The organism is Thermus sp. (genome assembly GCF_037444525.1).
Taxonomy (GTDB): Bacteria; Deinococcota; Deinococci; order Deinococcales; family Thermaceae; genus Thermus.
Genome location: NZ_JBBIMD010000018.1, coordinates 1 through 21919, shown reverse-complemented (window position 1 = coordinate 21919; position 21919 = coordinate 1). Strand labels below are relative to the sequence as shown.

The 21919-nt window shown below is 66.9% G+C and carries 23 protein-coding genes and 1 pseudogene; 13 read left to right on the top strand and 11 right to left on the bottom strand.

The window, feature by feature from the left end; genetic code table 11:
* The first annotated feature begins 87 nt into the window (after window positions 1-87).
* Window positions 88-585: a 2'-5' RNA ligase family protein gene (locus WKI94_RS04465; RefSeq protein WP_337844570.1), complete on the top strand. Its 498-nt coding sequence runs from the start codon at window positions 88-90 to the stop codon at window positions 583-585.
* Window positions 586-618: 33 nt separating this feature from the next.
* On the opposite strand, the gene rpoD is transcribed toward WKI94_RS04465, so the two are convergent.
* Together rpoD and WKI94_RS04455 are read right to left on the bottom strand one after the other, a co-directional pair.
* Window positions 619-1893, bottom strand: a complete 1275-nt coding sequence (rpoD, locus tag WKI94_RS04460; protein ID WP_337844569.1) for an RNA polymerase sigma factor RpoD — start codon at window positions 1891-1893, stop codon at window positions 619-621.
* Window positions 1890-3023: a methyltransferase gene (locus WKI94_RS04455; RefSeq protein WP_337844568.1), complete on the bottom strand. Its 1134-nt coding sequence runs from the start codon at window positions 3021-3023 to the stop codon at window positions 1890-1892. Before WKI94_RS04455 ends, rpoD begins: the two co-directional genes overlap by 4 nt.
* Before the next feature lie 87 nt (window positions 3024-3110).
* Here WKI94_RS04455 and WKI94_RS04450 point away from each other — a divergent pair, with 87 nt between their 5' ends.
* Window positions 3111-4328, top strand: coding sequence for an aspartate kinase (locus WKI94_RS04450; protein WP_337844567.1), 1218 nt, complete (start codon window positions 3111-3113; stop codon window positions 4326-4328).
* A complete protein-coding gene (locus WKI94_RS04445) occupies window positions 4328-4786 on the top strand; it encodes a phosphoribosyltransferase family protein (RefSeq protein WP_337844566.1) in 459 nt (152 codons plus the stop codon). The genes WKI94_RS04450 and WKI94_RS04445 overlap by 1 nt, the downstream gene beginning before the upstream one ends.
* Before the next feature lie 51 nt (window positions 4787-4837).
* On the opposite strand, the gene WKI94_RS04440 is transcribed toward WKI94_RS04445, so the two are convergent.
* The 6 genes from WKI94_RS04440 to WKI94_RS04415 are packed head-to-tail and all read right to left on the bottom strand — an operon-like array spanning window position 4838 to window position 12408.
* Window positions 4838-5821, bottom strand: coding sequence for a malate dehydrogenase (locus WKI94_RS04440; RefSeq protein ID WP_337844565.1), 984 nt, complete (start codon window positions 5819-5821; stop codon window positions 4838-4840).
* A 9-nt stretch (window positions 5822-5830) separates the two neighbouring features.
* Window positions 5831-6697 (bottom strand): succinate--CoA ligase subunit alpha, encoded by an 867-nt coding sequence (sucD, locus tag WKI94_RS04435; RefSeq protein WP_337844564.1) that lies wholly within the window; start codon window positions 6695-6697, stop codon window positions 5831-5833.
* Window positions 6694-7830, bottom strand: a complete 1137-nt coding sequence (sucC, locus tag WKI94_RS04430; RefSeq protein ID WP_337844563.1) for an ADP-forming succinate--CoA ligase subunit beta — start codon at window positions 7828-7830, stop codon at window positions 6694-6696. Before sucC ends, sucD begins: the two co-directional genes overlap by 4 nt.
* 55 nt (window positions 7831-7885) lie before the next feature.
* Window positions 7886-8887 carry a PIN domain-containing protein gene (locus tag WKI94_RS04425; RefSeq protein WP_337844562.1) on the bottom strand — a complete coding sequence of 334 codons (1002 nt, stop codon included), beginning with the start codon at window positions 8885-8887 and terminating at the stop codon, window positions 7886-7888.
* Window positions 8884-10158, bottom strand: coding sequence for a DNA repair protein RadA (gene radA, locus WKI94_RS04420; protein WP_337844561.1), 1275 nt, complete (start codon window positions 10156-10158; stop codon window positions 8884-8886). The genes WKI94_RS04425 and radA overlap by 4 nt, the downstream gene beginning before the upstream one ends.
* Window positions 10159-10197: 39 nt before the next feature.
* Window positions 10198-12408 (bottom strand): ATP-dependent Clp protease ATP-binding subunit, encoded by a 2211-nt coding sequence (locus WKI94_RS04415; protein WP_337844560.1) that lies wholly within the window; start codon window positions 12406-12408, stop codon window positions 10198-10200.
* Window positions 12409-12548: 140 nt separating this feature from the next.
* Between WKI94_RS04415 and WKI94_RS04410 the strand changes: the two genes are divergently transcribed.
* The 3 genes from WKI94_RS04410 (at window position 12549) to WKI94_RS04400 (ending at window position 15427) form a co-directional block, all read left to right on the top strand.
* Window positions 12549-14072 (top strand): glycine--tRNA ligase, encoded by a 1524-nt coding sequence (locus WKI94_RS04410; RefSeq protein ID WP_337844559.1) that lies wholly within the window; start codon window positions 12549-12551, stop codon window positions 14070-14072.
* Between the two features lie 141 nt (window positions 14073-14213).
* Window positions 14214-14435: a hypothetical protein gene (locus WKI94_RS04405; RefSeq protein WP_337844558.1), complete on the top strand. Its 222-nt coding sequence runs from the start codon at window positions 14214-14216 to the stop codon at window positions 14433-14435.
* Window positions 14432-15427, top strand: coding sequence for an aspartate-semialdehyde dehydrogenase (locus tag WKI94_RS04400; RefSeq protein ID WP_337844557.1), 996 nt, complete (start codon window positions 14432-14434; stop codon window positions 15425-15427). The genes WKI94_RS04405 and WKI94_RS04400 overlap by 4 nt, the downstream gene beginning before the upstream one ends.
* On the opposite strand, the gene WKI94_RS04395 is transcribed toward WKI94_RS04400, so the two are convergent.
* The gene (locus WKI94_RS04395; RefSeq protein WP_337844585.1) at window positions 15414-16097 is read right to left on the bottom strand and encodes a TlyA family RNA methyltransferase; all 684 of its coding nucleotides are present in this window, start codon (window positions 16095-16097) and stop codon (window positions 15414-15416) included. The genes WKI94_RS04400 and WKI94_RS04395 overlap by 14 nt on opposite strands.
* Before the next feature lie 25 nt (window positions 16098-16122).
* On the opposite strand from WKI94_RS04395, the gene WKI94_RS04390 reads away from it, so the two are divergent.
* Together WKI94_RS04390 and WKI94_RS04385 are read left to right on the top strand one after the other, a co-directional pair.
* Window positions 16123-16434: a DUF3234 domain-containing protein gene (locus tag WKI94_RS04390; RefSeq protein ID WP_337844556.1), complete on the top strand. Its 312-nt coding sequence runs from the start codon at window positions 16123-16125 to the stop codon at window positions 16432-16434.
* The gene (locus WKI94_RS04385) at window positions 16427-16852 is read left to right on the top strand and encodes a hypothetical protein (RefSeq protein WP_337844555.1); all 426 of its coding nucleotides are present in this window, start codon (window positions 16427-16429) and stop codon (window positions 16850-16852) included. The genes WKI94_RS04390 and WKI94_RS04385 overlap by 8 nt, the downstream gene beginning before the upstream one ends.
* A gap of 58 nt (window positions 16853-16910) precedes the next feature.
* On the opposite strand, the gene WKI94_RS04380 is transcribed toward WKI94_RS04385, so the two are convergent.
* Both WKI94_RS04380 and WKI94_RS04375 read right to left on the bottom strand, forming a co-directional pair.
* Entirely contained in the window at window positions 16911-18557 is a 1647-nt protein-coding gene (locus WKI94_RS04380) for a glutamine--tRNA ligase/YqeY domain fusion protein (RefSeq protein ID WP_337844554.1), read from the bottom strand.
* Between the two features lie 25 nt (window positions 18558-18582).
* Window positions 18583-19344, bottom strand: a complete 762-nt coding sequence (locus WKI94_RS04375; protein ID WP_337844553.1) for an enoyl-CoA hydratase/isomerase family protein — start codon at window positions 19342-19344, stop codon at window positions 18583-18585.
* A gap of 92 nt (window positions 19345-19436) precedes the next feature.
* On the opposite strand from WKI94_RS04375, the gene infC reads away from it, so the two are divergent.
* The 5 genes and pseudogenes from infC to WKI94_RS04350 form a co-directional block, all read left to right on the top strand.
* Window positions 19437-19952 (top strand): translation initiation factor IF-3, encoded by a 516-nt coding sequence (gene infC / locus WKI94_RS04370; protein ID WP_337844584.1) that lies wholly within the window; start codon window positions 19437-19439, stop codon window positions 19950-19952.
* 89 nt (window positions 19953-20041) lie between these two features.
* Complete coding sequence (gene rpmI / locus WKI94_RS04365; RefSeq protein WP_016329031.1) at window positions 20042-20239, top strand: 50S ribosomal protein L35; 198 nt, start codon at window positions 20042-20044, stop codon at window positions 20237-20239.
* Between the two features lie 12 nt (window positions 20240-20251).
* Window positions 20252-20608, top strand: coding sequence for a 50S ribosomal protein L20 (rplT, locus tag WKI94_RS04360; protein WP_337844552.1), 357 nt, complete (start codon window positions 20252-20254; stop codon window positions 20606-20608).
* Window positions 20609-20653: 45 nt separating this feature from the next.
* Window positions 20654-21115, top strand: a complete 462-nt coding sequence (locus WKI94_RS04355) for a small multi-drug export protein (protein ID WP_337844551.1) — start codon at window positions 20654-20656, stop codon at window positions 21113-21115.
* Window positions 21112-21909: pseudogene (locus WKI94_RS04350) on the top strand (glycerol-3-phosphate acyltransferase); the annotation flags it as partial. The gene WKI94_RS04355 and the pseudogene WKI94_RS04350, both read left to right, overlap by 4 nt.
* Between the last annotated feature and the right edge of the window lie 10 nt (window positions 21910-21919).

Here is a 21919-nt window from a genome sequence, read left to right as displayed (position 1 = left end):
CTCCTGCCTAAGGTGCACACCTTTTCCCGGGGAAGCCACCCGCGCTTCGGATGCGCTTTGAAGAAGGCCTAAGGTATACTTACCCCTGTGTACGGGGTGCTGGTTTGGCCGCCTGCGCGTCTAAAGGTCTTCATGGAGGAACTCCAGGCGGCCCACGGGGTGAAGGGCTTCGGCCCTCCCCACCTGAACCTGCGCCAGCCCTTTGACTGGCCCTACGAGGAGGAGGCTTTGAAAATCGCCTTGGAAGGCATCCTCCGGGGCCACGCCCCTTTCCGCCTGCGCCTTGGCCCCTGGAGGGCCTGGCCGCAAGGGGTGGTCTACCTCCGGGCCTACGGGGGGGAGGCCTTCCGCCGCCTCCACCGCGCGCTGGAGCCCTTGGCCCCCCCCCTTAAAGAGATAGAAGGCCCGAGTTACATCCCCCACCTCACCCTAGCCCTGGACCTTTCACCGGAAAGGGCGGAGGCCCTGGCCCAAGGCCTACCCAAGCCCCCCATAGGCTCCTTCACCGTGCGGGAGGTGGCCCTGGTGCGGAGCGAGGGGGAGGCGCTTTTGGAGGTGGCCCGCTTTCCCTTGGGGCTCCCCTAGGGGAGCCCAGGCGCGGTTCGCCCCCAGCGGGGCCTAGTCCAGAAAGTCCCGAAGCTTGCGGGTGCGGGACTCGTGGTACTTGAGCTTCCTTAGGGCCTTGTTTTCTATCTGGCGGATCCTTTCCCGGGTCACCCCGAAGTAGGCCCCCACCTCCTCCAGGGTGTGCTCCCGCCCGTCAATGAGCCCCTTCCGGAGCTTGAGGACCATGGCTTCCCGCTCGGAGAGCTTGGAGAGGGCCTTTTCCAGCTCCTCGGAGAGGAGGCTTTGGGCCGCGGCCTCCGCAGGGGAAGGGAGGTTCTCGTCGGGGATGAAATCGCCGTAGAAGCTGTCCTTCTCGTCCCCGATGGGGGTCTCCAGGGAGACGGGTTCCTGGGCGATCTTCAGGGTTTCCTCTACCCGCTTGGCGTCCCAGCCCGGACCCATGGCCTCGGCGATCTCCTCGTAGGTGGGCTCCCGGCCCAGCTCCTGCTGGAGCTGACGGGCGGTGCGGGAGAGCTTGTTGATGGTCTCCACCATGTGCACCGGGATGCGGATGGTGCGGGCCTGGTCGGCGATGGCCCGGTTGATGGCCTGCCGGATCCACCAGGTGGCGTAGGTAGAGAACTTGAAGCGGCGCTTGTACTCAAACTTCTCCACCGCCCGGATAAGCCCCTGGTTACCTTCCTGGATTAGATCTAAGAATGAGAGCCCCCGACCCGTGTACTTCTTAGCGATGGAGACCACCAGCCGCAGGTTAGCCTCGATGAGGTGCTGACGGGCCGCCTCCCCCTCGCGGGCGATGTGCAGGTAGCGCTTGTGCTCCTTGGGGAGGCTTTTGAGCTTCTGGTCTATCTCCTCCACCGTCTTGGGGTCGGGTTTATTCTCCAGGCCTGGGATCTGGCTCACCCGGGCGGTGCCCAGGATCTTGGCCCGCACCACCTCCCGGATAAGGTCCGCGGGGAGGCCGGTGATCTCGGAGAGCTTCTTGATGGCCTCCATGCCCTCCTCCACCTTCCTTGCCAGCTCAATCTCCTCCTCCAGGGTGAGGAGGGACACCTGGCCGATCTCGTGCAGGTACTGGCGCACGGGGTCGGAGGTGGAGACCTTGGGGAGGGCGAGCTCCTCTTCCTCCTCCTCCAGGGGCTCCTCCGGGAGGAACTCTCCTTCTTCCAAAAGGGGATCTTCCAGATCCAGGAGTTCGGGGTCCAAAAGCTCGGGGTCCGGCTCCTCCAGGTCCTCGGGGACCCTGTCCGGCCCCTCCAGGGCTTGGACCTCCAGCTCCGCAGGCTCGCTGCCTTTCTCCGCCGTCTTCTTCTTCGCCTTCTTCAAGGCTGACCTCCCTTGACCGCAAGGAGCACCTTGTAGTCCGCCACCTTCAGGGTTCTGAAGGCGCCAAAGGCCTCTTCCAGCAGGGGTTCGTACTTGAGAAAGGGGTTGGCCACAAGGAAAAACCTGCCGCCCGGACGAAGCCGGGCCGCCGCCACGCTCACAAAAGCCTGGGCCACATCTAGGATGACCGCACCCCCCACGTGAAAGGGGGGGTTCGTAACAATGATGTCAAAGCGGGCCTCCTCTGTCAAGTCGCTGTCCACATCCGAGTGGAGGAGGGTAGCCTCGAGGCCGTTCTCCTCCAGGCTCCGCTTCATGGAGAGCACGGAGACCAGGTCGTCCTCCACCCCCACCCCCACCCCTCCAAGGGCGGCCAAGGGCAGGGTGAGGGCCCCGTACCCTGCTCCCAGGTCCAGGAAGACTTGCCCCCGCACCCCTTCCGGGCCCAGCTCCTCTAGGAGGGCCAAAAGGAGGAGCTTTGAGGCGGGGTCCACCTTCCCCGCGGAGAAGACCCCTGGGAGGTGGTGGAAGGCGAAGCGGCGGCCCAGAAGCTCGGCCTCAAAGCGCCGCCACAAGGGGGGCAAGGGGGGAGAGGGGTTTTCCTTTTCCAAGAGGGCGATGCGGTAAGGGCCTTCCCGCTCCAGCACCAGGCCGTAGCCCAGGAGGGCTTTGGCGTCCTTGAAGTAGCGCTCAAACCCCTTCCGCTTATCCCCGGCAAGGTAAAGCCTCCCCCCCGGTTTCAGGGCCCGGGCCGCGGCCCGGAGGCTTGCCTCCACGTAGGCCGTCCCCCGGCCTGCGGGCAGGACCAGGACGGCGAGGTCAAAGGCCTCCTCCTCCGCTGCCCAGGGGGGGGCGGGGTGGGCCCTTAGGCCGCTTTTTTCCAGGCAGCGGAGGGCCGCCTTGGAGGTTTCTAGCCTTTCCACCTCCATCCGCCCCTCCAGGGGGAGGCTTGCCCAGCCCACGCCGGGGTTTAGGTCAATGGCGCGCTCCCCGTGGGGCTTCACGTGGCGGAAGGCCAGCTCGTATAGGGGGTCTTTCCACCCGCGGGCCCCGGGTTTCACGAAGAGCGTCCGGCCTCCGGGGGCGGGTAGGGGGGTTAAGCGGTGGTAGGCCTCGAGGGTCATGGCCACCCCGTTAGGATAGGGGGCTTGGGCCCATCAGGGCAAATGTGTTAACATGCATCCTCAAATCCGCCCCCTGGGCGGAAAGGAGGCAGCGTGGCCCTGGTTGTGCAGAAGTACGGCGGCACCTCCGTGGGGGATCTGGAGAGGATCCACAAGGTGGCTCAGCGCATCGCCCACTACCGCGAGAAGGGGCATAAACTTGCGGTGGTGGTCTCGGCCATGGGGCACACCACCGACGAGCTCATTGCCCTGGCCAAGCGGGTGAACCCAAGACCCCCTTTCCGGGAGCTGGACCTCCTCACCACCACCGGGGAGCAGGTGTCCGTGGCCCTCCTCTCCATGCAGCTATGGGCCATGGGGATCCCGGCGAGGGGCTTCGTCCAGCACCAGATTGGCATCGCCACCGACGGGCGCTACGGGGATGCCCGCATCCTCTCCGTGGACCCCATCCGCATCCAGAAGGCCCTGGACGAGGGCTATGTGGCGGTGATCGCCGGCTTCATGGGCACCACCCCGGAGGGGGAGATCACCACCTTGGGCCGGGGGGGGTCGGACACCACCGCGGTGGCCATTGCCGCCGCCTTGGGGGCCAAGGAGTGCGAGATCTATACGGACACCGAAGGGGTCTACACCACGGATCCCCACCTCATCCCCGAGGCCAGGAAGCTCGAGGTCATCGGCTACGATCAGATGCTGGAGATGGCCGCCCTTGGGGCCAGGGTCCTTCATCCCCGGGCGGTCTACTACGCCAAGCGCTACGGGGTGGTCCTCCACGTGCGCTCCAGCTTTTCCTACAACCCAGGCACCCTGGTGAAGGAGGTCAGCATGGAAATGGACAAGGTGGTGACGGGGGCGGCTTTGGACCTGGACCACGCCCAGATCGGTCTCATCGGCATCCCCGACCAGCCGGGCATCGCCGCCAAGGTCTTCCAGGCCCTGGCGGAGAAGGGCATTGCGGTGGACATGATCATCCAGGGGGTGCCCGGGCACGACCCCTCGCGGCAGCAGATGGCCTTCACGGTGAACAAGGACTTCGCCCAGGAAGCCTTGGAGGCCCTGGAGCCCGTTCTTTCGGAGATAGGGGGGGAGGCCATTCTGAGATCCGACATCGCCAAGGTGTCCATTGTGGGGGTGGGCCTGGCTTCGGCCCCCGGGGTCCCCGCCAAGATGTTCCAGGCGGTGGCCTCCACCGGGGCCAACATAGAGATGATCGCCACCAGCGAGGTGCGCATCTCCGTGATCATCCCCGCGGAGTACGCGGAAGCGGCCCTTAGGGCCGTGCACCAGGCCTTTGAGCTGGACAAGGACTGATGGACCGGCTCTACCTTTCCTGGGAGGACCTCCTCCTTCTGGTGCGCCACCTGGCGGGCCGCCTCGAGGGCCAGCCCTTTGACCTCCTTTTAGGGGTGGCCCGGGGCGGGCTCATCCCCACGGCGCTGTTGGCCCAGGCCCTGGGGGTGCGGGACATCCTCACCGCCGCGGTGATGTTCTACGAGGGGGAGGAGCCCCTACCCGAGCCCGTCTTTCTCCAGTTCCCCCCGGACCCCCTCCTTCGGGGAAAGCGGGTCTTGGTGGTGGACGACGTCTGGGACTCGGGACGCACGGCCTTCGCGGTGAAGGAAAGGATCCGCCGGGCGGGTGGAAGGCCTTGGGTGGCCACCCTCCACTTCAAACCGGAACGGAACCGGGTCCCGGACCGCCCGGACTTCCACGCGGCGGAGACGGGGGCCTGGGTGGTCTACCCCTGGGCCCTCGAGGCTTGGCCTTAAGAAGGGCCTGCCGTCAGGCAGGCCCTTTGGAATCCCTCCTGGCGGGGGGCCTTAGATGAGGCCTAAAGCCCTCACCTGCTCCATCTCGTCCAGCAGCTCCCGGGCGGTGATCTCCATCCTCTCCCGGGCGAAGGGGGGGATCTCCAGCCCCTCCACGATGGCGTACGCCCCGCCCTTGGCGGTCACGGGGAAGGAGTAGACGATCCCCTCAGGGATGCCGTACTCCCCCCTCGAGGGCACGGCCATGGAGACGAAGTCCCCCTCAGGGGTCCCTAAAGCCCAGTCCCGGATGTGCTCAATGGCGGCGTTGGCAGCGCTGGCCGCGCTGGAGGCTCCCCGGGCCTGGATGATGGCTGCCCCACGCTGGGCCACGGTGGGGATGAAGACCTTTTCATACCACTCCATGTCCACCAGCTCCAAGGCGGGCTTCCCGTCCACTTCCGCGTGGAAGAGGTCGGGGAACATGGTGGAGGAATGGTTGCCCCAGACCGCAAGCTTCCGGATGCGGTCCACCGGAACTCCGGTCTTCTTGGCGAGCTGGGCCTTGGCCCGGTTGTGGTCAAGCCGGGTCATGGCGGTGAAGTTCCAGGGGTCCAGCCCCTCCGCGTTTTTGTAGGCGATGAGGGCGTTGGTGTTGGCGGGGTTCCCCACCACCAGCACCTTCACCTCCCGCTTGGCCACCTCCGCCAGGGCCCGGCCCTGCTCGGTGAAGATGCGGCCGTTCATCTCCAGGAGGTCCCGCCGCTCCATTCCCGCCTTCCTGGGGGCCGCCCCCACCAAAAGGGCGTAATCCGCATCCTTAAAGGCCACCTTGGGGTCGTCGCTGGCCTCAACCCCTGCAAGGAGGGGGAAGGCGCAGTCCTCCAGCTCCATGATGACCCCTTCCAGGGCCTTCATGGCCTGGGGGATTTCCAGGAGCTGCAGGATGACGGGCTGGTCCTTGCCCAGCATCTCCCCCGCGGCGATGCGGAAGAGGAGGCTGTAGCCAATCTGCCCCGCGGCACCGGTTACCGCTACGCGTACAGGTGCTTTCATGCTCCCTCCTTAGCCCAGGGCCTTTTTGATGAGCTCCACGATCTCGTCAATGGTGTCCGCCACGGGGATCCCCGCTTCGGCAAAGGCCTGGAGCTTGGACTCCGGGGTCCCCACGTTCCCCATGATGATGGCCCCCGCGTGGCCCATCCGCTTGCCCTTGGGGGCGGAGCGGCCGCCGATGAAGCCCACCACGGGCTTCTTCATGTGCTCCTTCACCCAGGACGCGGCCTCCTCCTCGTCCGAGCCCCCGATCTCCCCGATGAGGACCACGGCCTCCGTCTCCGGGTCCTCGTTGAAGAGGGGAAGGAGGTCTTTGAAGGTGGTGCCGATGACCGGGTCCCCCCCGATGCCCACGGTGGTGGTGGTGCCAAGCCCAGCTTGGGAGAGGGCCGCCGCCGCCTCGTAGGTGAGGGTGCCCGAGCGGCTGATGAGGCCCACCCGGCCCCGCTTGAACACGTGGCCGGGCATGATGCCGATCTTGGCCTCCTCGGCGCTGATGATCCCCGGGCAGTTCCCCCCGATGAGCCTGGACCCCAGGGCCTTGATCTCCTCCACCGCCCGCACCATGTCCAGGGTGGGGATGCCCTCGGTGATGAGGACGATGAGGGGTACCCCCGCGTGAGCGGCCTCCAGGGCCGCGTCCGCAGCGGCGGGGGCGGGGACGAAGATGATGGAGGCGTCCACCCCATGGTGGGCCACCGCCTCCTTCACCGTATCGTAAACGGGTACCCCCAGGACCTCCGTGCCCCCCTTGCCCGGGGTGACCCCGGCCACGATCTTGGTGCCGTAGGCCAGCATCTGCTGGGTGTGGAACTGCCCCTCCCGGCCGGTGATGCCCTGGACCAGGACGCGGGTCTCGCGGTTTACCAAGATCACGCCACACCTCCCACCATGGCCACGATGGCCTTGGCCGCCTCAATGGACGTGGGGTACATGTACACGGGCCTGCCCTCCAGGAGCTTCTTGGCCTCCTCCTCCGCGGTGCCCGCCACCCGCATGACCACGGGCTTGGTGAGGAGGCCCTCTTCCAGGGCGCGGATGACCCCCTTGGCCACCTCGTCCGCCCGGGTGATGCCGCCGAAGATGTTGATGAAGACCCCCTTCACGTCGGGGTCTTTGAGGACCACCTTGAGGGCGTTGTAGACCACGTCCGCCTTGGCCCCACCCCCGATGTCCAGGAAGTTGGCGGGCTTGCCCCCCACCCGGTTCACCAGGTCCAGGGTGTACATCACAAGCCCCGCCCCGTTCCCGATGATGCCGATGTTGCCGGAAAGCTTCACGTAGGCGAAGCCGTAGTTGCTGGCCTCCACCTCCAGAGGGTGCTCCGCCTCCACCTCCCTAAGCTCCGCCAGATCGGGGTGGCGGAAGAGGGCGTTGTCGTCCAGGACGATCTTGGCGTCCGCGGCCACCACCTGGCCGTCGGTGGTCACCACCAGGGGGTTGATCTCGGCGATGGAGGCGTCCACCCCCTCGTAGGCCCGGTAAAGGTTCACCAGGACCTGGGCCAGCTTGTTGAGGTTGCCCTCCAGCCCTGCTTTCCGCACCATCTCCCGGGCCTCAAAGGAGCGGAAACCCTTGTGGGGGTCAATCCAGAACTTGTGGATGGCCTCGGGGCGCGCCGCGGCCACCTCCTCGATGTCCACCCCGCCCTCCTTGGAGAGCATCAGGACCACCCGCTTCTTTGCCCGGTCCAGGATGAGGCCGGCGTAGTACTCCTTGGCGATGTCCACCGCCTCGGCCACCAGGACCTTCTTCACGGTGAAGCCCTTGATGTTCATCCCCAGGATGGCCTGGGCCTTCTCGTAGGCCTCGCTGGGGGTGTCCGCCAGCTTGACCCCACCCGCCTTGCCTCTCCCGCCCGTGTGGACCTGGGCCTTGATCACCACCTGCTTGCCCAGCTCCTCGGCGGTCCTTTTGGCCTCCTCGGGGGTGTAGGCCACCTTGCCCGGGGGCACGGGGATGCCGTAGCGGGCTAGGATCTCCTTGGCCTGATACTCGTGCAGGTTCAAAGGCCACCTCCTTGGCCTTACGGCCGCCCGTATTATACCGGGCCCCTTCCTGGGCTCAGTGTCCCGCTGGCCGGGCGAAGAAGAGGCGGCCCACCTGGGTCTGGATGGCCTGGGTGATCACCACCTCTATTTCCTGTCCCCGGTAGGCGATGCCGTCGTCCACCACCACCATGGAGCCGTCCTCCAGGTAGCCCACCCCCTGGTGGGGCTCTTTGCCCTCCTTGAGGATGAGGAGCTTCAGGGTGTCCCCCACCTGAAGCCTGGGCCTTAGGGCCTGGGCCAGGGCCTGGACGGAAAGGGCCTTGACCCCGTAGATGCGGGCCATCTGAAGGAGGGCCAGGTCGTTGGTGACCAAGACGGCCCCAAGCTTGCGCGCCAGGAAGAGGAGCTGTTCGTCCACGCTCTCCCCTTTGGGGGTTTCCTCCAGGACCGCAAGCCCCACCAGGGCCTTAAGCCGCTCTAGGGTTTCCAGGCCGCGCCGGCCCTTGGCCCTTTTTAGGGCATCGGGGCTATCGGCGAAGTGCTGGAGCTCTTTGAGGACGGAGTGGGGCACGTAAAGGGGGCCTTCCAAAAAGCCCGCCTCCGCCACCTCCGCGATCCTCCCGTCCACCAGCACGCTCGTATCCAGCACCTTGCCCCCCGGGCCTTGGGGCCTTTGCGGCGGGCGCAGGTACTCCCGGTACCCCAGGGCCAGGTAGGCGAAGAGCCCCACCAGGAAGAGGGCGAGGAGAAGGCTATGGTAGGGGGAAAACCCCGGCACCTGGGCCAGGAGGGTGGTGAGGAGGACGGCGAGGAGGAGGCCGAGGGTGGTGCCCAGGGTGAGGGCCACGGGGACCTCGGGGGGAAGGGATTTGACCCTGGCCCTTAGGGGCTCCAGGAGGCCTTCCAGCCTGGGGGCGAGGAGGATGCCGGTGAGGAGGCCCGCCAGGGTAAGGTAAAACCGATTCAGAGAAAGGAGGCCCGCGCTTTGGGGGAGGAGGCCTAGGGCCTCGAGGCCCACCGCCAGCCGGAAGCCCAGGTAGGCGAAGAGGAGGTAGAGGAGAAGGCGGCCCGTCATCCCATGGCGGCCTCCACCGCCTCTTCCAGCCGGCGCACGTTCCCCGGGTGGAGGAAGCGGTTAAACCCCGCCCGCTCCCCCTCCTTGAGCCTCCGCTCCAACCCCACCACGCTCCGGACCTCCGCGGCCAGGCCCACCTCCCCCAAGGCCGCTAGGTCCTCGGGGAGGGGGCGGCCCACCACGGCAGAATACACCGCCAAGGCCACGGGGAGGTCCAGCCCCGGGTCCAGCACCCTAAGCCCCCCCGCCAGGTTCACGTAGAGGTCCAGCCCCGAGAGGGGAAGACCGAGCCGCCTCTCCAGCACCGCCAGGACCATGTCCACCCGCCGCCCGTCCAGCCCCTGGACCACCCGGCGCGGGGCGGGGAAGGGGGTTTTGGCTGCCAGGGCCTGGACCTCCAGGGCCAAGGCCCTTTCCCCGGCCAGGGCCAGGGCGATGGCGCTCCCCGGTACCCCCTTGGGGCGCTCTAGGAGGAAGGCCTCTGAGGGGTTTTTCACCTCCAGAAGGCCCCTTTCCTCCATGCGGAAGACCCCCATCTCCCCCACGGGGCCGAAGCGGTTCTTGGCGCTCCTCAGGACCCGGTAGACCCCGGCGGTTTCCAGGTAAAGGGTGGCGTCCACCGCGTGCTCTATGGCCTTGGGTCCCGCCACCACCCCTTCTTTGGTCACGTGGCCCACCAAAAGGGTGGCCGTGCCCTGTTCCTTGGCGAAGCGCACCAGGGCCGAGGTGGCCTCCCGTACGGAGACCAGGCTGCCCGGGGCCCCTCCGGCCTCGAGGGTCTGGATGGAGTCCACGAAGAGCACCTCTGGGGGGGCCTCCTCCAGGAAGGCAAGGAGAGGCTCCAGGCGGGTTTCCTTGAGGAGAAGAAGGTCGTTTAGCCCAAGCCTACGGGCCCTTAGGCGGATCTGGGCGGGGGATTCCTCCCCTGCCAGGTAGTAGACCCGCTTCTTGAGGCGCTTCGCCATCTCCAGGAGGAGGGTGCTCTTGCCCACCCCGGGCTCCCCCCCGAGGAGAACCACCTCTCCCGGCACAAACCCTCCCCCCAGGACTCGGTCCACCTCCTCAAGCCCCGAGGAGAACCGGCCCTCTTCCCCTTCCCCCACCTCCGCAAGCCGGAGGAGGGCCGGGGCGGGGGAGGGCGCTTTGGGGCTTGGGCGTGGGGTTTCCTGGACCGCCTGAAAACTCCCCCAGGCCCCGCACCCTGGGCAGCGGCCTAGAGGCTTGGGGGTGCGGTAGCCGCACTCCACACAGCGGTAAGCGCTCTTGGCCATTCCTGGGGCCCCCAGCCGGGCCTAGGCCCGGCTGGGGTGTCAGACTAGACTCAGCTCCTCCCCCTCCACCTCGTGGAAGGCCAGGTGCCCATCCTCCACCGTCACGTGGAGGCGCCCTTCCGGCTTCTTGAGGAGGGCCAGGGCCAGGGGGTCTTCTATCCGCTCCCGGATCACCCCGCGCACCGCCCGGGCGCTGCCCGTCTTGGGGGCCTGCTCCACCACGAAGCGGGCCACCTCAGGGGCAAAGGTGACCTCGATGTCCCGGGACTTCAGCTCTTTCCGGATTTCTTCCAGCATGAGCTCGGCCACCCGCACCAGCTCCTCTTCCGTCAGGGCACGGAAGCGGATGACCTCGTCCAGCCGGTCCAGGAACTCGGGGGTGAAGAGGGCCTTCAGGGGGGACTCGGTGTCCACCTCCCGGGAGGTGAAGCCCACCGCGGGGCCGGTGTTGTAGCCAGTGTTGGAGGTCATGATGAGGATGACCCGGCGGAAGTCCACGGTGCGGCCCATCCCGTCCGTGAGGCGGCCCTCGTCCAGAACCTGGAGGAAGGTGTTGTAGATGTCGGGGTGAGCCTTTTCAATCTCGTCCAGGAGGACCACGCTGAAGGGCTGGCGGCGCACGGCCTCCGTGAGCCGGCCCCCCTGCTCGTATCCCACGTAGCCCGGCGGGGCCCCGATGAGTTTGGAGATGGAGTGGGGCTCCTGGAACTCGGACATGTCAAAGCGGATGAGGGCCCTTTCCGACCCGAAGAGGACCTCCGCCAGGGCCTTGGCCAGCTGGGTCTTGCCCACCCCGCTTTGGCCCACGAAGAGGAAGCTCGCCGCCACCCGGGTCCGGCCCCCAAGGCCCACCTGGGCCCGCCTTAAGGCGTTGGCCAGGGCGCGGATGGCCTCCTCCTGGCCCACCACCCGCTTCTTGAGCTCCTCCTCCAGATGGGCCAGCTTCTCCAGGTCGCGGTCGTCCGCGTAGATCCCGCCCCAGGAGTCCACCACCGCCTCCAGGTCCTCCCGGGTGACCACGGGGGTACCGTCCTCCTCGGCCACGGGCAGGCCCAGGGAGGCGTTGAGGCGCACCCGGCTTGCCGCCTCGTCAATGAGGTCAATGGCCTTGTCCGGGAAGTTGCGCCCGGGAAGCGAGCGGATGCCGATCTTCACCGAAAGCTCCAGCACTTCGTCGGGGATGACCACCCCGTGGTGGGCCTCGTAGCGGGGGCGGAGGCCTTTTAGGATCTCCAGGGTTTCCTCCGGGGAGGGCTCGAGGACGATGACCGGCTGGAAGCGCCGCTCCAAGGCCGCGTCCTTCTCAATGTAGCGGTGGTACTCCCCGGTGGTGGTGGCCCCAATGACCTGGATCTCCCCCCGGGCCAAGGCGGGCTTCATGATGTTGGCCGCGTCCAGGGTCCCTTCCGCCCCCCCAGCCCCGATGAGGGTGTGGAGCTCGTCAATGAAGGCGATGACCTTGGCGTTTTTCAGCTCCTCTATGATCTGTCGCAGACGCTCCTCAAACTCCCCCCGGTACTTGGTCCCGGCCACCACCCCCGCCAGGTCTATGGCCACCACCCGGGCTCCCCGCAGGATGGGGGGAACCCGGCCCTCCACGATGGCCTGGGCCAGCCCCTCCACGATGGCCGTCTTGCCCACCCCGGGGTCCCCGATGAGCACGGGGTTGTTCTTGGTGCGCCGGGCCAGGATCTGGATGACCCGGTTGATCTCCTCCTGGCGGCCGATGACCGGGTCCAGCTTCCCTTCCCGGGCCTCCTTGGTGAGGTCGCGACCGTACTCGTCCAGGAAGGGGGTGTTCACGGGCTTTTCCCGCTCCCTACCCTCTGCCATGGCCAACACCCGCCAGCGGATGGCGTCCACGTCCTTGGCGAAGTGGGTGAGGATGCGGTAGGCGATCCCGTCCCCCTCGCGGATGATGCCGAGGAGGATGTGCTCCGTGCCGATGACCTGGGCCCCCATGTTGCGGGCCTCGGCGCTGGCCAGCTCCATGACCCGCCGGGCCCTGGGGGTGATGGCCGGGGGTTCCCCCGTGCGGCTCCCCTCGCCCCGGCCCACCAGCTCCTCCACCATGCGGCGCATGGCCTCGAGGCTCGCCCCGTACTCCTGGAGGATGCGGGCCGCGGTCCCCCCTTCGCGCATCAGGCCCAAGAGGAGGTGCTCCGGGCCGATCATGGAGTGGCCAAGACGGCTCCCCTCCTCCCTTGCGTAGTGAAAGACCAGCCTGGCGCGGTCGTCGTACCTGTTCATCATCCCCCTCTACCCACCATTCTAGCCTAAAGGCTTCGCCTAGGGCCGTTTGCGCCCCCGGTTACCTTGGCCCGGGGGCGGGCTTTTCGGGTATCATGCCCCCTAATCGGGGCTTAGGGCCCCTTTTTGAGGGAGGGAGAATGCCGGCCAGCACCCTTGACGAACTGGTGGCGCTTTGCAAGCGGCGGGGGTTTATCTTCCAAGGCTCGGAGATCTACGGGGGCCTTCAGGGCACCTACGATTACGGCCCCTTGGGGGTGGAGCTCAAGAACAACCTCAAGCAGGCCTGGTGGCGAAGGAACGTCTACGAGCGGGACGACATGGAGGGCCTGGACGCCAGCATCCTCACCCACCGCCTGGTCCTCTACTACTCGGGCCACGAGGCCACCTTCGCCGACCCCATGGTGGACAACCGCATCACCAAGAAGCGCTACCGCCTGGACCACCTCCTAAAAGACCAGGGGCCCGAGGTCCTGTCCCGGCTTTACCGGGCCATGGAGGTGGAGGAGGGGGCGGGCCTTCACGCCCTGGTGGGGGCCATGATGGCCGCTCCAGAGCGGGCCGGGGGGGCCATGACCGCGGCGGGGGTGGTGGACCCGGCCACGGGGGAGGCCGGGGACTGGACCCCGCCCCGCTACTTCAACATGATGTTCAAGACCTACGTGGGGCCGGTGGAGGAGGAGGCCGCCTTGGCCTACCTCCGCCCCGAGACCGCCCAGGGCATCTTCGTCAACTTTAAGAACGTTCTAGACGCCACCAGCCGCAAGCTCCCCTTCGGCATCGCCCAGATTGGCAAGGCCTTCCGCAACGAGATCACTCCCAGGAACTTCATCTTCCGGGTGCGGGAGTTTGAGCAGATGGAGATTGAGTACTTCGTCCGCCCCGGAGAGGACGAGTACTGGCACCGCTACTGGGTGGAGGAGAGGCTTAGGTGGTGGCAGGAGATGGGCCTTTCCCGGGATAACCTGGTCCCCTACGAGCAGCCCAAGGAGGAGCTTGCCCACTACGCCAAGGCCACGGTGGATATCCTCTACCGCTTCCCCCATGGCCTCGAGGAGCTGGAGGGCATCGCCAACCGCACGGACTTTGACCTGGGGAGCCACACCAAGGACCAGGAGGAGCTTGGCATCACCGCCCGGGTTCTCAAGAACGAGCACTCCACCCAGCGCCTGGCCTACCGCGACCCCGAGACGGGCCGCTGGTTCGTCCCCTACGTGATTGAGCCCTCCGCGGGGGTGGACCGGGGGGTTTTGGCCCTTCTTTCGGAAGCCTTCACCCGCGAGGAGCTTCCTAGCGGGGAAGAGCGCATCGTCCTCAAGCTCAAGCCCCAGCTCGCCCCCATCAAGGCTGCGGTGATCCCCTTGGTGAGGAACCGCCCCGAGATCACCGACTACGCCAGGCGCTTAAAGGTCCGCCTCCAGGCCCTGGGCCTCGGCCGTATCCTCTACGAGGATACGGGCAACATCGGCAAGGCCTACCGCCGCCACGACGAGGTGGGCACCCCCTTCGCCATCACCGTGGACTACGACACCATCGGCCAAAGTAAGGACGGCACCACCAAGCTCAAGGACACGGTCACCGTGCGGGACCGGGACACCATGGAGCAAATAAGGCTCCACGTGGACGAACTGGAAAGCTTCTTAAGGGAAAAGCTCCGCTGGTGATGGGGGATGACAAGCGCTCCGAAAGCGGCTTCGTGGTTTGGAGGCCCAGGTTGAACGCCATTGGGCTAAGATTCGGGAAGAGGAGGCCAAGCCCTTGCCGGACTAGGGCCTCGTGCGGAAGCGGGAAGGGGAGATCGGGGTATGGGAAGCGGAGCGAAGGCGGTTCATCCGCAGGCTCAAGGGGTCTTAGGGATTCCCGAGGCTATCTGGCAGGGGTTCTGGGATGAGGTGGAGCCCTTGAAACGGCTTTACGGGGAAGCCCAGGGGGTGGAAGGTCCCTTGCCCCCCGCCCTGGAAGAGGCCTTGCTCCATAGCCTCACCCACCTTTGGGGCCGTGCCAAGGCCATGTGGGAGGAGGAATGAGGGTCGCGGTGGTGGGCGCCACGGGGGCGGTGGGCCGGGAGATCGTGAAGGTTTTGGAGGCCCGCCGGTTCCCCCTTTCCGAGCTCCGGCTCTACGCCTCCCCTCGCTCCGCGGGGGTCAGGCTTCCCTTCATGGGGGAGGAGATCCCGGTGGAGCCCTTACCCGAGGGGCCTTTGGCCGCAGATCTCGTCCTTGCCAGCGCGGGGGGGAGCCTTTCCAAGGCCTACGCCCCCCGGTGGGTGGAAGGGGGGGCCTTGGTCATAGACAACTCCAGCGCCTTCCGCTACGAGCCCGAGGTGCCCCTGGTGGTGCCCGAGGTGAACCGGGAGGCCATCTTCCGCCACCGGGGCCTCATCGCCAATCCCAACTGCACCACGGCCATCCTGGCCATGGCCCTTTGGCCTCTCCACCAGGCCTTCCGCGCTGAGCGGGTCATCGTGGCCACCTACCAGGCGGCCTCGGGGGCGGGGGCTAAGGCCATGGAGGAGCTCCTTACGGAAACCCACCGCTTCCTCCACGGGGAAACCCCCAAGGCCGAGGCCTTCGCCCACCCTCTTCCCTTCAACGTCATCCCCCACATAGAAGCCTTCCAGGAAAATGGGTACACCCGGGAGGAGATGAAGGTGGTGTGGGAAACCCACAAGATCTTTGGGGATGGCTCCCTAAGGATCAGCGCCACCGCGGTGCGGGTCCCCACCCTAAGGGCCCACGCGGAGGCGGTGAGCGTGGAGTTCGCCCGCCCCGTGACCCCCGAGGCCGCCCGGGAGGTCCTGAGGCAGGCCCCCGGGGTGGAGGTGGTGGACGAGCCCGAGAGGAAGCGCTACCCCATGCCCCTCACCGCAAGCGGCAAGTGGAACGTGGAGGTGGGGCGCATCCGGAAGAGCCTGGCCTTTGAGAACGGCCTGGACTTCTTCGTGGTGGGGGACCAGCTCCTGAAGGGAGCGGCCCTCAACGCAGTCCAGATCGCCGAGGAGTGGCTTAAGGGGCCCTAAGCCAAAGCCAGTACTCCCGGTTTCCCTCCTTGCCCGGCAGGGGGCTTTCCGCTTCCCCTAGCACCTGGAAGCACAGCTCCTCCGCCTTGGCCTTTACCCGCCTTAAGGCCTCCCGCCTCAGGGCCTCGTCCCGCACCACCCCCTTGTGGGCCCCGGGCCAAAGCTCAAACTGGGGCTTGACGAGGAGAAGGGCCTCCCCTCCCGGTTTGAGGAGGGCCTTCAGGGCGGGAAGGACCAGGGTGGAGGAGATGAAGGAAAAATCGGCCACCAAAAGGTCCACCTGCTCGGGGAGGCTGGCCTCCCGGGCATCTATCCCTTCCAGGCTCACCACCCGGGGGTCCGACCGGAGCCTGGGGTGGAGCTGGCCGTGGCCCACGTCCACCGCGTAGACCCGCCTCGCACCCCGCTCCAGGAGGACCTGGGTGAAACCCCCGGTGCCCGCCCCCAGGTCCGCCGCCACCTTGCCCGCCACCTCCAGGGGAAAGGCCTGGAGGGCCCCGAGGAGCTTGTAGGCCCCCCGGCCCACGTAGCGCGCCTCCTCCAGGAGCTCCACCTCCCCCGTCACGGGGTGGGCGGGCTTGGTGACCACCTTCCCCCCCACCCGCACCAGGCCCCTTTGGATGAGGGCCTTGGCCTTTTCCCGGCTTTCCACCAGGCCCTGTTCCACCAGGTACCGGTAAGGGTATTATGGCCCCGTGGAGCCCGATCTTTCCCGGGTGTGGTACGTCTTGGAGGGGGAGCCGGGGGAGCACCTGGTGGTGGAGGCCCTGGGGCGGCGGCTTTCCGGGGTGTGGACCGAGGAGGCCCTGGCCCAAGGGTTTCTGGACCGCCACCCCCACCTCGGCATGCGGGTGAGCCCTTTGGAGAGCCGGGCCCTGAAGGAGGCCTTCCTTAGGGCATTAGGCCTTCTTGGGGTGGAGGCGGTCTTGGTGGACTACCAGCCCGGGGCCCACCGGGCCCGGGTGGTGGAGGTGGAGGCGCTGTTGCAGGAGGTGCGGAATGCGTAAGGGGTTGGTCCTTTTGTTCCTTTTGGGCATGGTCTTGGCCCAGCGGGTGGAGGTGGGCCTGGGGAGCCCCTTTGGGCTACAGGGCGGGGTGCGGTTTCCCCTTCTCCCCCTCCTCCTGGAGGGGCGGGCCTACGGGGGGGTGGGCCTCGAGGCCCTAGGGGGTGGGGTGGACCTCCTCCTAAAGGTCCCCCTCACCGACCTCTATGGGGGGGTAGGGGTCTTCTACGGCACCGGGCGGGCCTTAAGCCTCCCCCAAGGGGAGGCGGGGCAGGGCGGGGTGCGGGGGGTCCTGGGCACCTGGCTTAACCTGACCCTGCCCCTTCTTGGGGTTTTTGTGGAGCTCCACCCCGTCTACTACCTGGCCCCCACCCAGGGCTTCGGCCTGGGGGCGGCCTTGGGGGTCAGCCTAGGGCTTTAGGAGCGCCCCGCCGAAGCGAGTGCTTCGGCGGGGGCCCCCAAGGGTCCGCCGGGCCCCTTTAGACCCTGTACCCCTCCTTCAGGGGCACGATGCGGTTGAAGACCAGGCGGTCCGGCCTCGAGTCCTCGGGGTCCTGCCAGAAGTAGCCGAGCCGCTCCAGCTGGTAGCGGGTGTCTTTGGGATCTTTCCCCACGCTGGGTTCAATGTAGCCCCGCTTGACCTCGAGGGCCCTCGGGTTCAGGTTCTGGAGGAAGTCCTCCCCCTCCTCGGGGTCTTCCGTGAGGAAGAGGCGGCCATGGAGGCGGAACTCCGCGGGCAGGGCGTGCCGGGCGGAGACCCAGTGGATCACCCCCTTGGGCTTCACCCCGTCCGCGGGGTTCTGGCCCAGGGTTTCGGGGAGGATGCGGGCCTTAAGGCGCTTCACTTCCCCTCCCTCCTCCACCACCTCCACAAGCTCCATCACGTAGGCGTGGCGCAGGCGCACCCTCTGCCCGGGGGCGAACCGCTTCCAGCCCTTCGGGGGGTTTAGGCTGAAGTCGCTCCGCTCAATGTAGATCCGATCCGAGAAGGGCAGAAGGCGGCTTCCCTCCTTGGGGATGTCCCGGGGCCAGTAGGGGGCCTCGAGCCACTCCTCCCCCTGGTAGTTGGTGAGGACCACCTCCAGGGGGTCCAGGACCCCTAAGACCCTGGGGGCGATGGGGTTCAGGTCGTCCCGGATGACCTCTTCAAAAAGCTCCATCTCCACCCGGGCCTCGTGGCGGGAGACCCCGGTCCTCTGGATAAAGGCGCGGATGGCCTCGGGCCGCACCCCCCGGCGCCTTAGGGCCCTTAGGGTGGGGAGGCGGGGGTCGTCCCAGCCCGAGACGTAGCCCCCTTCCACCAGCTTGATGAGCTTCCGCTTGGAAAGGACGGTGTACGTGAGGTCCAGGCGGGCGAACTCGTACTGGTAGGGCCTGGGGGCCTCGGGCAGGCCGCACTTCCCCTTGAGGTTCTCTATGACCCAGTCGTAGACCGCCCGGTTGTTCTCAAACTCCAGGGTGCAGAGGGAGTGGGTGATCCCCTCGATGAGGTCCTCCAGGGGGTGGGCGAAGTCGTACATGGGGTAGACGGTCCAGCGGTCTCCCGCGTGGTAGTGGGGGGCGTGGACGATGCGGTAGAGCACCGGGTCCCGCAGCTTGAAGTTGGGGTGGGTGGGGTCAATCTTGGCCCGGAGGACCCGGCTTCCCGTGGGGAACTCCCCTTGGGCCATGCGCTGGAATAGATCCAGATTTTCCTCCACGCTCCGCTCCCGATAGGGGCTCGGCTTCCCCTGGGCCCTAAGTTCGCCCATCTCCTCCTCGGAGAGGTCGTCCACATAGGCCTTCCCCTCCCGGATGAGGGTGAGGGCGCAGGCGTACATGGTGTCAAAGTAATCGGAGGCGTAGAGGACCCGCGTGGGGGTGAAGCCTAGCCAGCGCACGTCCTCCTCAATGGCCCGGGCGTACTCCTCCTTCTCCGTCTCGGGGTTGGTGTCGTCAAAGCGGAGGTTGCACTCCCCGCCGAAGTCCAGGGCCAGGCCGAAGTTTAAGACAATGCTCCGGGCGTGGCCGATGTGCAGGTAGCCGTTGGGTTCTGGGGGAAAGCGGGTGCGGAGCTTTTCGTACCGGCCTTCTTGGAGGTCCCTGGCCACGATCTCGGTGATGAAGCTCTCGGGGGCGACGCCCATAGGGAAAAGTCTACAGGAGGGGAGTTCAAAACACGGGCTTCCGCTTCTCAAAGAAGGCCCGGATGCCCTCCCTTAGGTCCCCCGTTTCCCGCACCCAGGCGTTGGCCAAGGCGGCCAGGCGGAAACCGTCCTCGAGGCCCATCCCCGGAAGGGCGGTGAGGAGCTCCTTGGTGAGGCGCAAGGAGGTGGGGGCGTTTTCCGCTACGCCCTCGGCTAGGCGCACCGCCTCCTCCAGGCCCCGCCCTTTGGGGACCACGCGGTTTACGAGCCCTAAGGCCTTGGCCTCCTCCGCCTCTAAAAGCCTTCCCGTGAGGAGGAGGTCCTTGGCCACCTTCTCTCCCACGGCCCGCACCAACAAGACGGAGACCAAAGCGGCCACGAAGCCGATTTTCACCTCGGTGAATCCGATCCGGGCCCCTTCTTCCATCACCACCAGGTCGCAGGCCAGGGCCAGCCCCGCCCCCCCCGCCACCGCGGGGCCCTGGACCGCGGCCACCGTGGGCTTGGGATAGGTGTAGACCCGGTGGAAGAGGCGGAGGAGGGAGAGGGAGTGGGCGTAGTTCTCCTCCGCTCCCATCTCCGTTACCCGTTCCAGGAAGGCCAGGTCGGCCCCCGCGCTGAAGGCGGGCCCCCGGGCCCCAAGAACCACGGCCCGTACCCCCTTGTCCCCTTCCAGGGCCTCTAGGGCCTGAAGGAGCCCCTCCACCAGGGGAGGGGAGAGGGGATTCCTGCGGTCTGGATCGTCCAAAAAGACCTTGGCGATGCGCCCTTCTTCCACCTGGACCATGGCCCCATTGTACCGGCGGGGTTTTCCCTGCTACACTGCCCTTAGCCCGCAAACCTAGGGAAGCGCCTTGGGCGGGCTAGGAGGTGGTGTAGATAAAGGAGTACCTGACCAACGAACGCATCCGCGTCAAACAGGTCCGGGTCATCGGCCCGGACGGCCAGCAGCTCGGCATCATGGACACCCGGGAGGCCCTGCGCCTGGCCCGGGAGCAGGATCTGGACCTGGTCCTGGTGGGCCCCACGGCCGACCCCCCCGTGGCCCGGATCATGGACTACTCCAAGTGGCGCTACGAACAACAGGTGGCCGAGAAGGAGGCCCGGAAGAAGGCCAAGCGCACGGAGGTCAAGTCCATCAAGTTTCGGGTCAAAATAGACAACCACGATTATCAGACCAAGCTGGGCCATATCAAGCGCTTCCTGGAGGAGGGCCACAAGGTCAAGGTGACCATCATGTTCCGGGGCCGGGAGATGGCCCACCCTGAGCTGGGCCAGCGCCTCCTGGAGCGGGTGGCGGAGGACCTGAAGGGCCTGGCCGTGGTGGAGATGAAGCCGGAGCTTTTGGGCCGGGACATGAACATGCTCCTGGTTCCCGCCAAGGTTTCCGCCTAGACCCCCACTTGCCCTTCTGCTATAGTGGGATGGCCTTGGAGCTACCAAGACCCCCTTTTGGGGGCGCTCCGAAGGCCACGGGAGGAACCATGCCGAAGATGAAGACCCACAAGGGCGCCAAGAAGCGGGTGAAGGTGACCGCTTCGGGCAAGGTGGTGGCCATGAAGACCGGAAAGCGCCACTTGAACTGGCACAAGTCCGGTAGCGAGATCCGCCAGAAGGGGCGGAAGTTTGTCCTGGCCGAGGCGGAGGCGGAGCGGATCCGGCTCCTCCTGCCCTACGAGTGAGGGAGGTGAGGGATGCCGCGCGCCAAGACCGGGGTTGTCCGCCGCAGGAAGCACAAGAAGATCCTCAAGCTGGCCAAGGGCTACTGGGGCCTCCGCTCCACGAGCTTCCGTAAGGCGCGGGAGACCCTCTTTGCCGCCGGGAACTACGCCTACCGCGACCGCAAGCGGAAAAAGCGGGACTTCCGCAGGCTCTGGATCGTGCGCATCAACGCTGCCTGCCGCCAGCACGGCCTGAACTACTCCACCTTCATCCATGGCCTGAAGAAGGCGGGGGTGGAGCTGGACCGCAAGGTCCTGGCCGACCTGGCGGTGCGGGAGCCCCAGATCTTCGCTGAGCTGGTGGCTAAGGCCAAGGCCGCCCAGGCCTAGACCTTTCCCTTCCCCTCCCCACCTTGGGGTGGGGAGGGCTTTCCCATGAAGGCCCTTTACGTGGTGTTGGTGGCTGCGCTCCCCCTGGTGGAGCTCAGGGGGGCCATCCCCTTGGGGGTGGCCCTAGGGTTTAGCCTGTGGGAGGCTTTTTTCCTGGCCCTTTTGGGAAACCTCCTGGTGACCCCCTTGGCCCTTTTCCTCCTGCCCTACGGGGTGGCCCTCTTCGCCCGCTTTGCCTGGTTCGCCCGGCTCTGGCAGGCCCTGGAGGCCCGGGTGCGCCTTAGGGGGGAGGAGCAGGTCCAGCGGCTTGGGGCCTTGGGCCTTTTCCTCTTCGTGGCCGTGCCCCTCCCCGGCACCGGGGCTTGGAGCGGGGCGGTTTTGGCGGTGGTCCTGGGCCTTAGGCGCCGCTACGCCCTTCCCGCCATCTCCTTGGGGGTGGTGGCCGCGGGGGTCTTGGTCCTCCTCCTCACCGGGGGGGCGGTGGCCGGGCTAAACTACCTGCGATGATCCTGGTCCTCCTTCCCCTGGCCTACCTGGTGGGGTCGCTTCCCCTGGGCCACTGGCTGGCCCAAAGGCGGGGAGTGGACCTCCGCACCGCAAGCCCCTACACCCTGGGGCTGGAAAACGCCGTGAAGCGCTTGGGCTTGGGTCTTGCCCTTCTTGCCTTTCTCCTGGACTTCCTGAAGGGGTACCTGCCCCTTCTCCTCTCCCGGGCCTTGGGGGTGGGCCTCGAGGGCGCCCTGGCGGTGGGGGTGGCGGTCTATCTGGGCCACCTCTACCCCCTTTTCTTCCGCGACCCCTGGCCCCTTAGGGCCAAGGGGGCGGGGATGCTCCTCGGGATTCTGGCGGGGCTACCCTTAAGCCCGGAGCTCGGGCTGGTGCCCATGGCCTTGGGCCTTGTCCTTTACGCCCTCACGGGCTACGCCTCCTTGGGGAGCCTGGGCCTCCCCCTGGGGCTTTTCCTGGTCCTCCTCTTTGGGCCCTTTGCTCCCCTGGCCCGGGGTCTGGGCGGGGTCCTTCTTCTCCTCGCCCTTTGGCGCTACAAGGAAAACCTGGGGCGGATCCTGGAGGGGACGGAGCCCAAGCTCGGCTCCCCCCTCCCCCTCCCCTCGGAGCGGCAGGCCGTGTGCGCCTTCCTCATCCACCCCCTGACGGTGGAGGACTTTTGGCAAAGCCCCCGCTTCCGCTGGGCAAAGCCCTTGGTTGACCTGGGCCTTCTTAAGCCCTATTGGATAGAGCGCCTGGCGGAGCGCTTCCGCCCCATGAAGGTGGGGGAGGTGCGGGGGGTCAAGACGGCGGACAGGCTCTAAT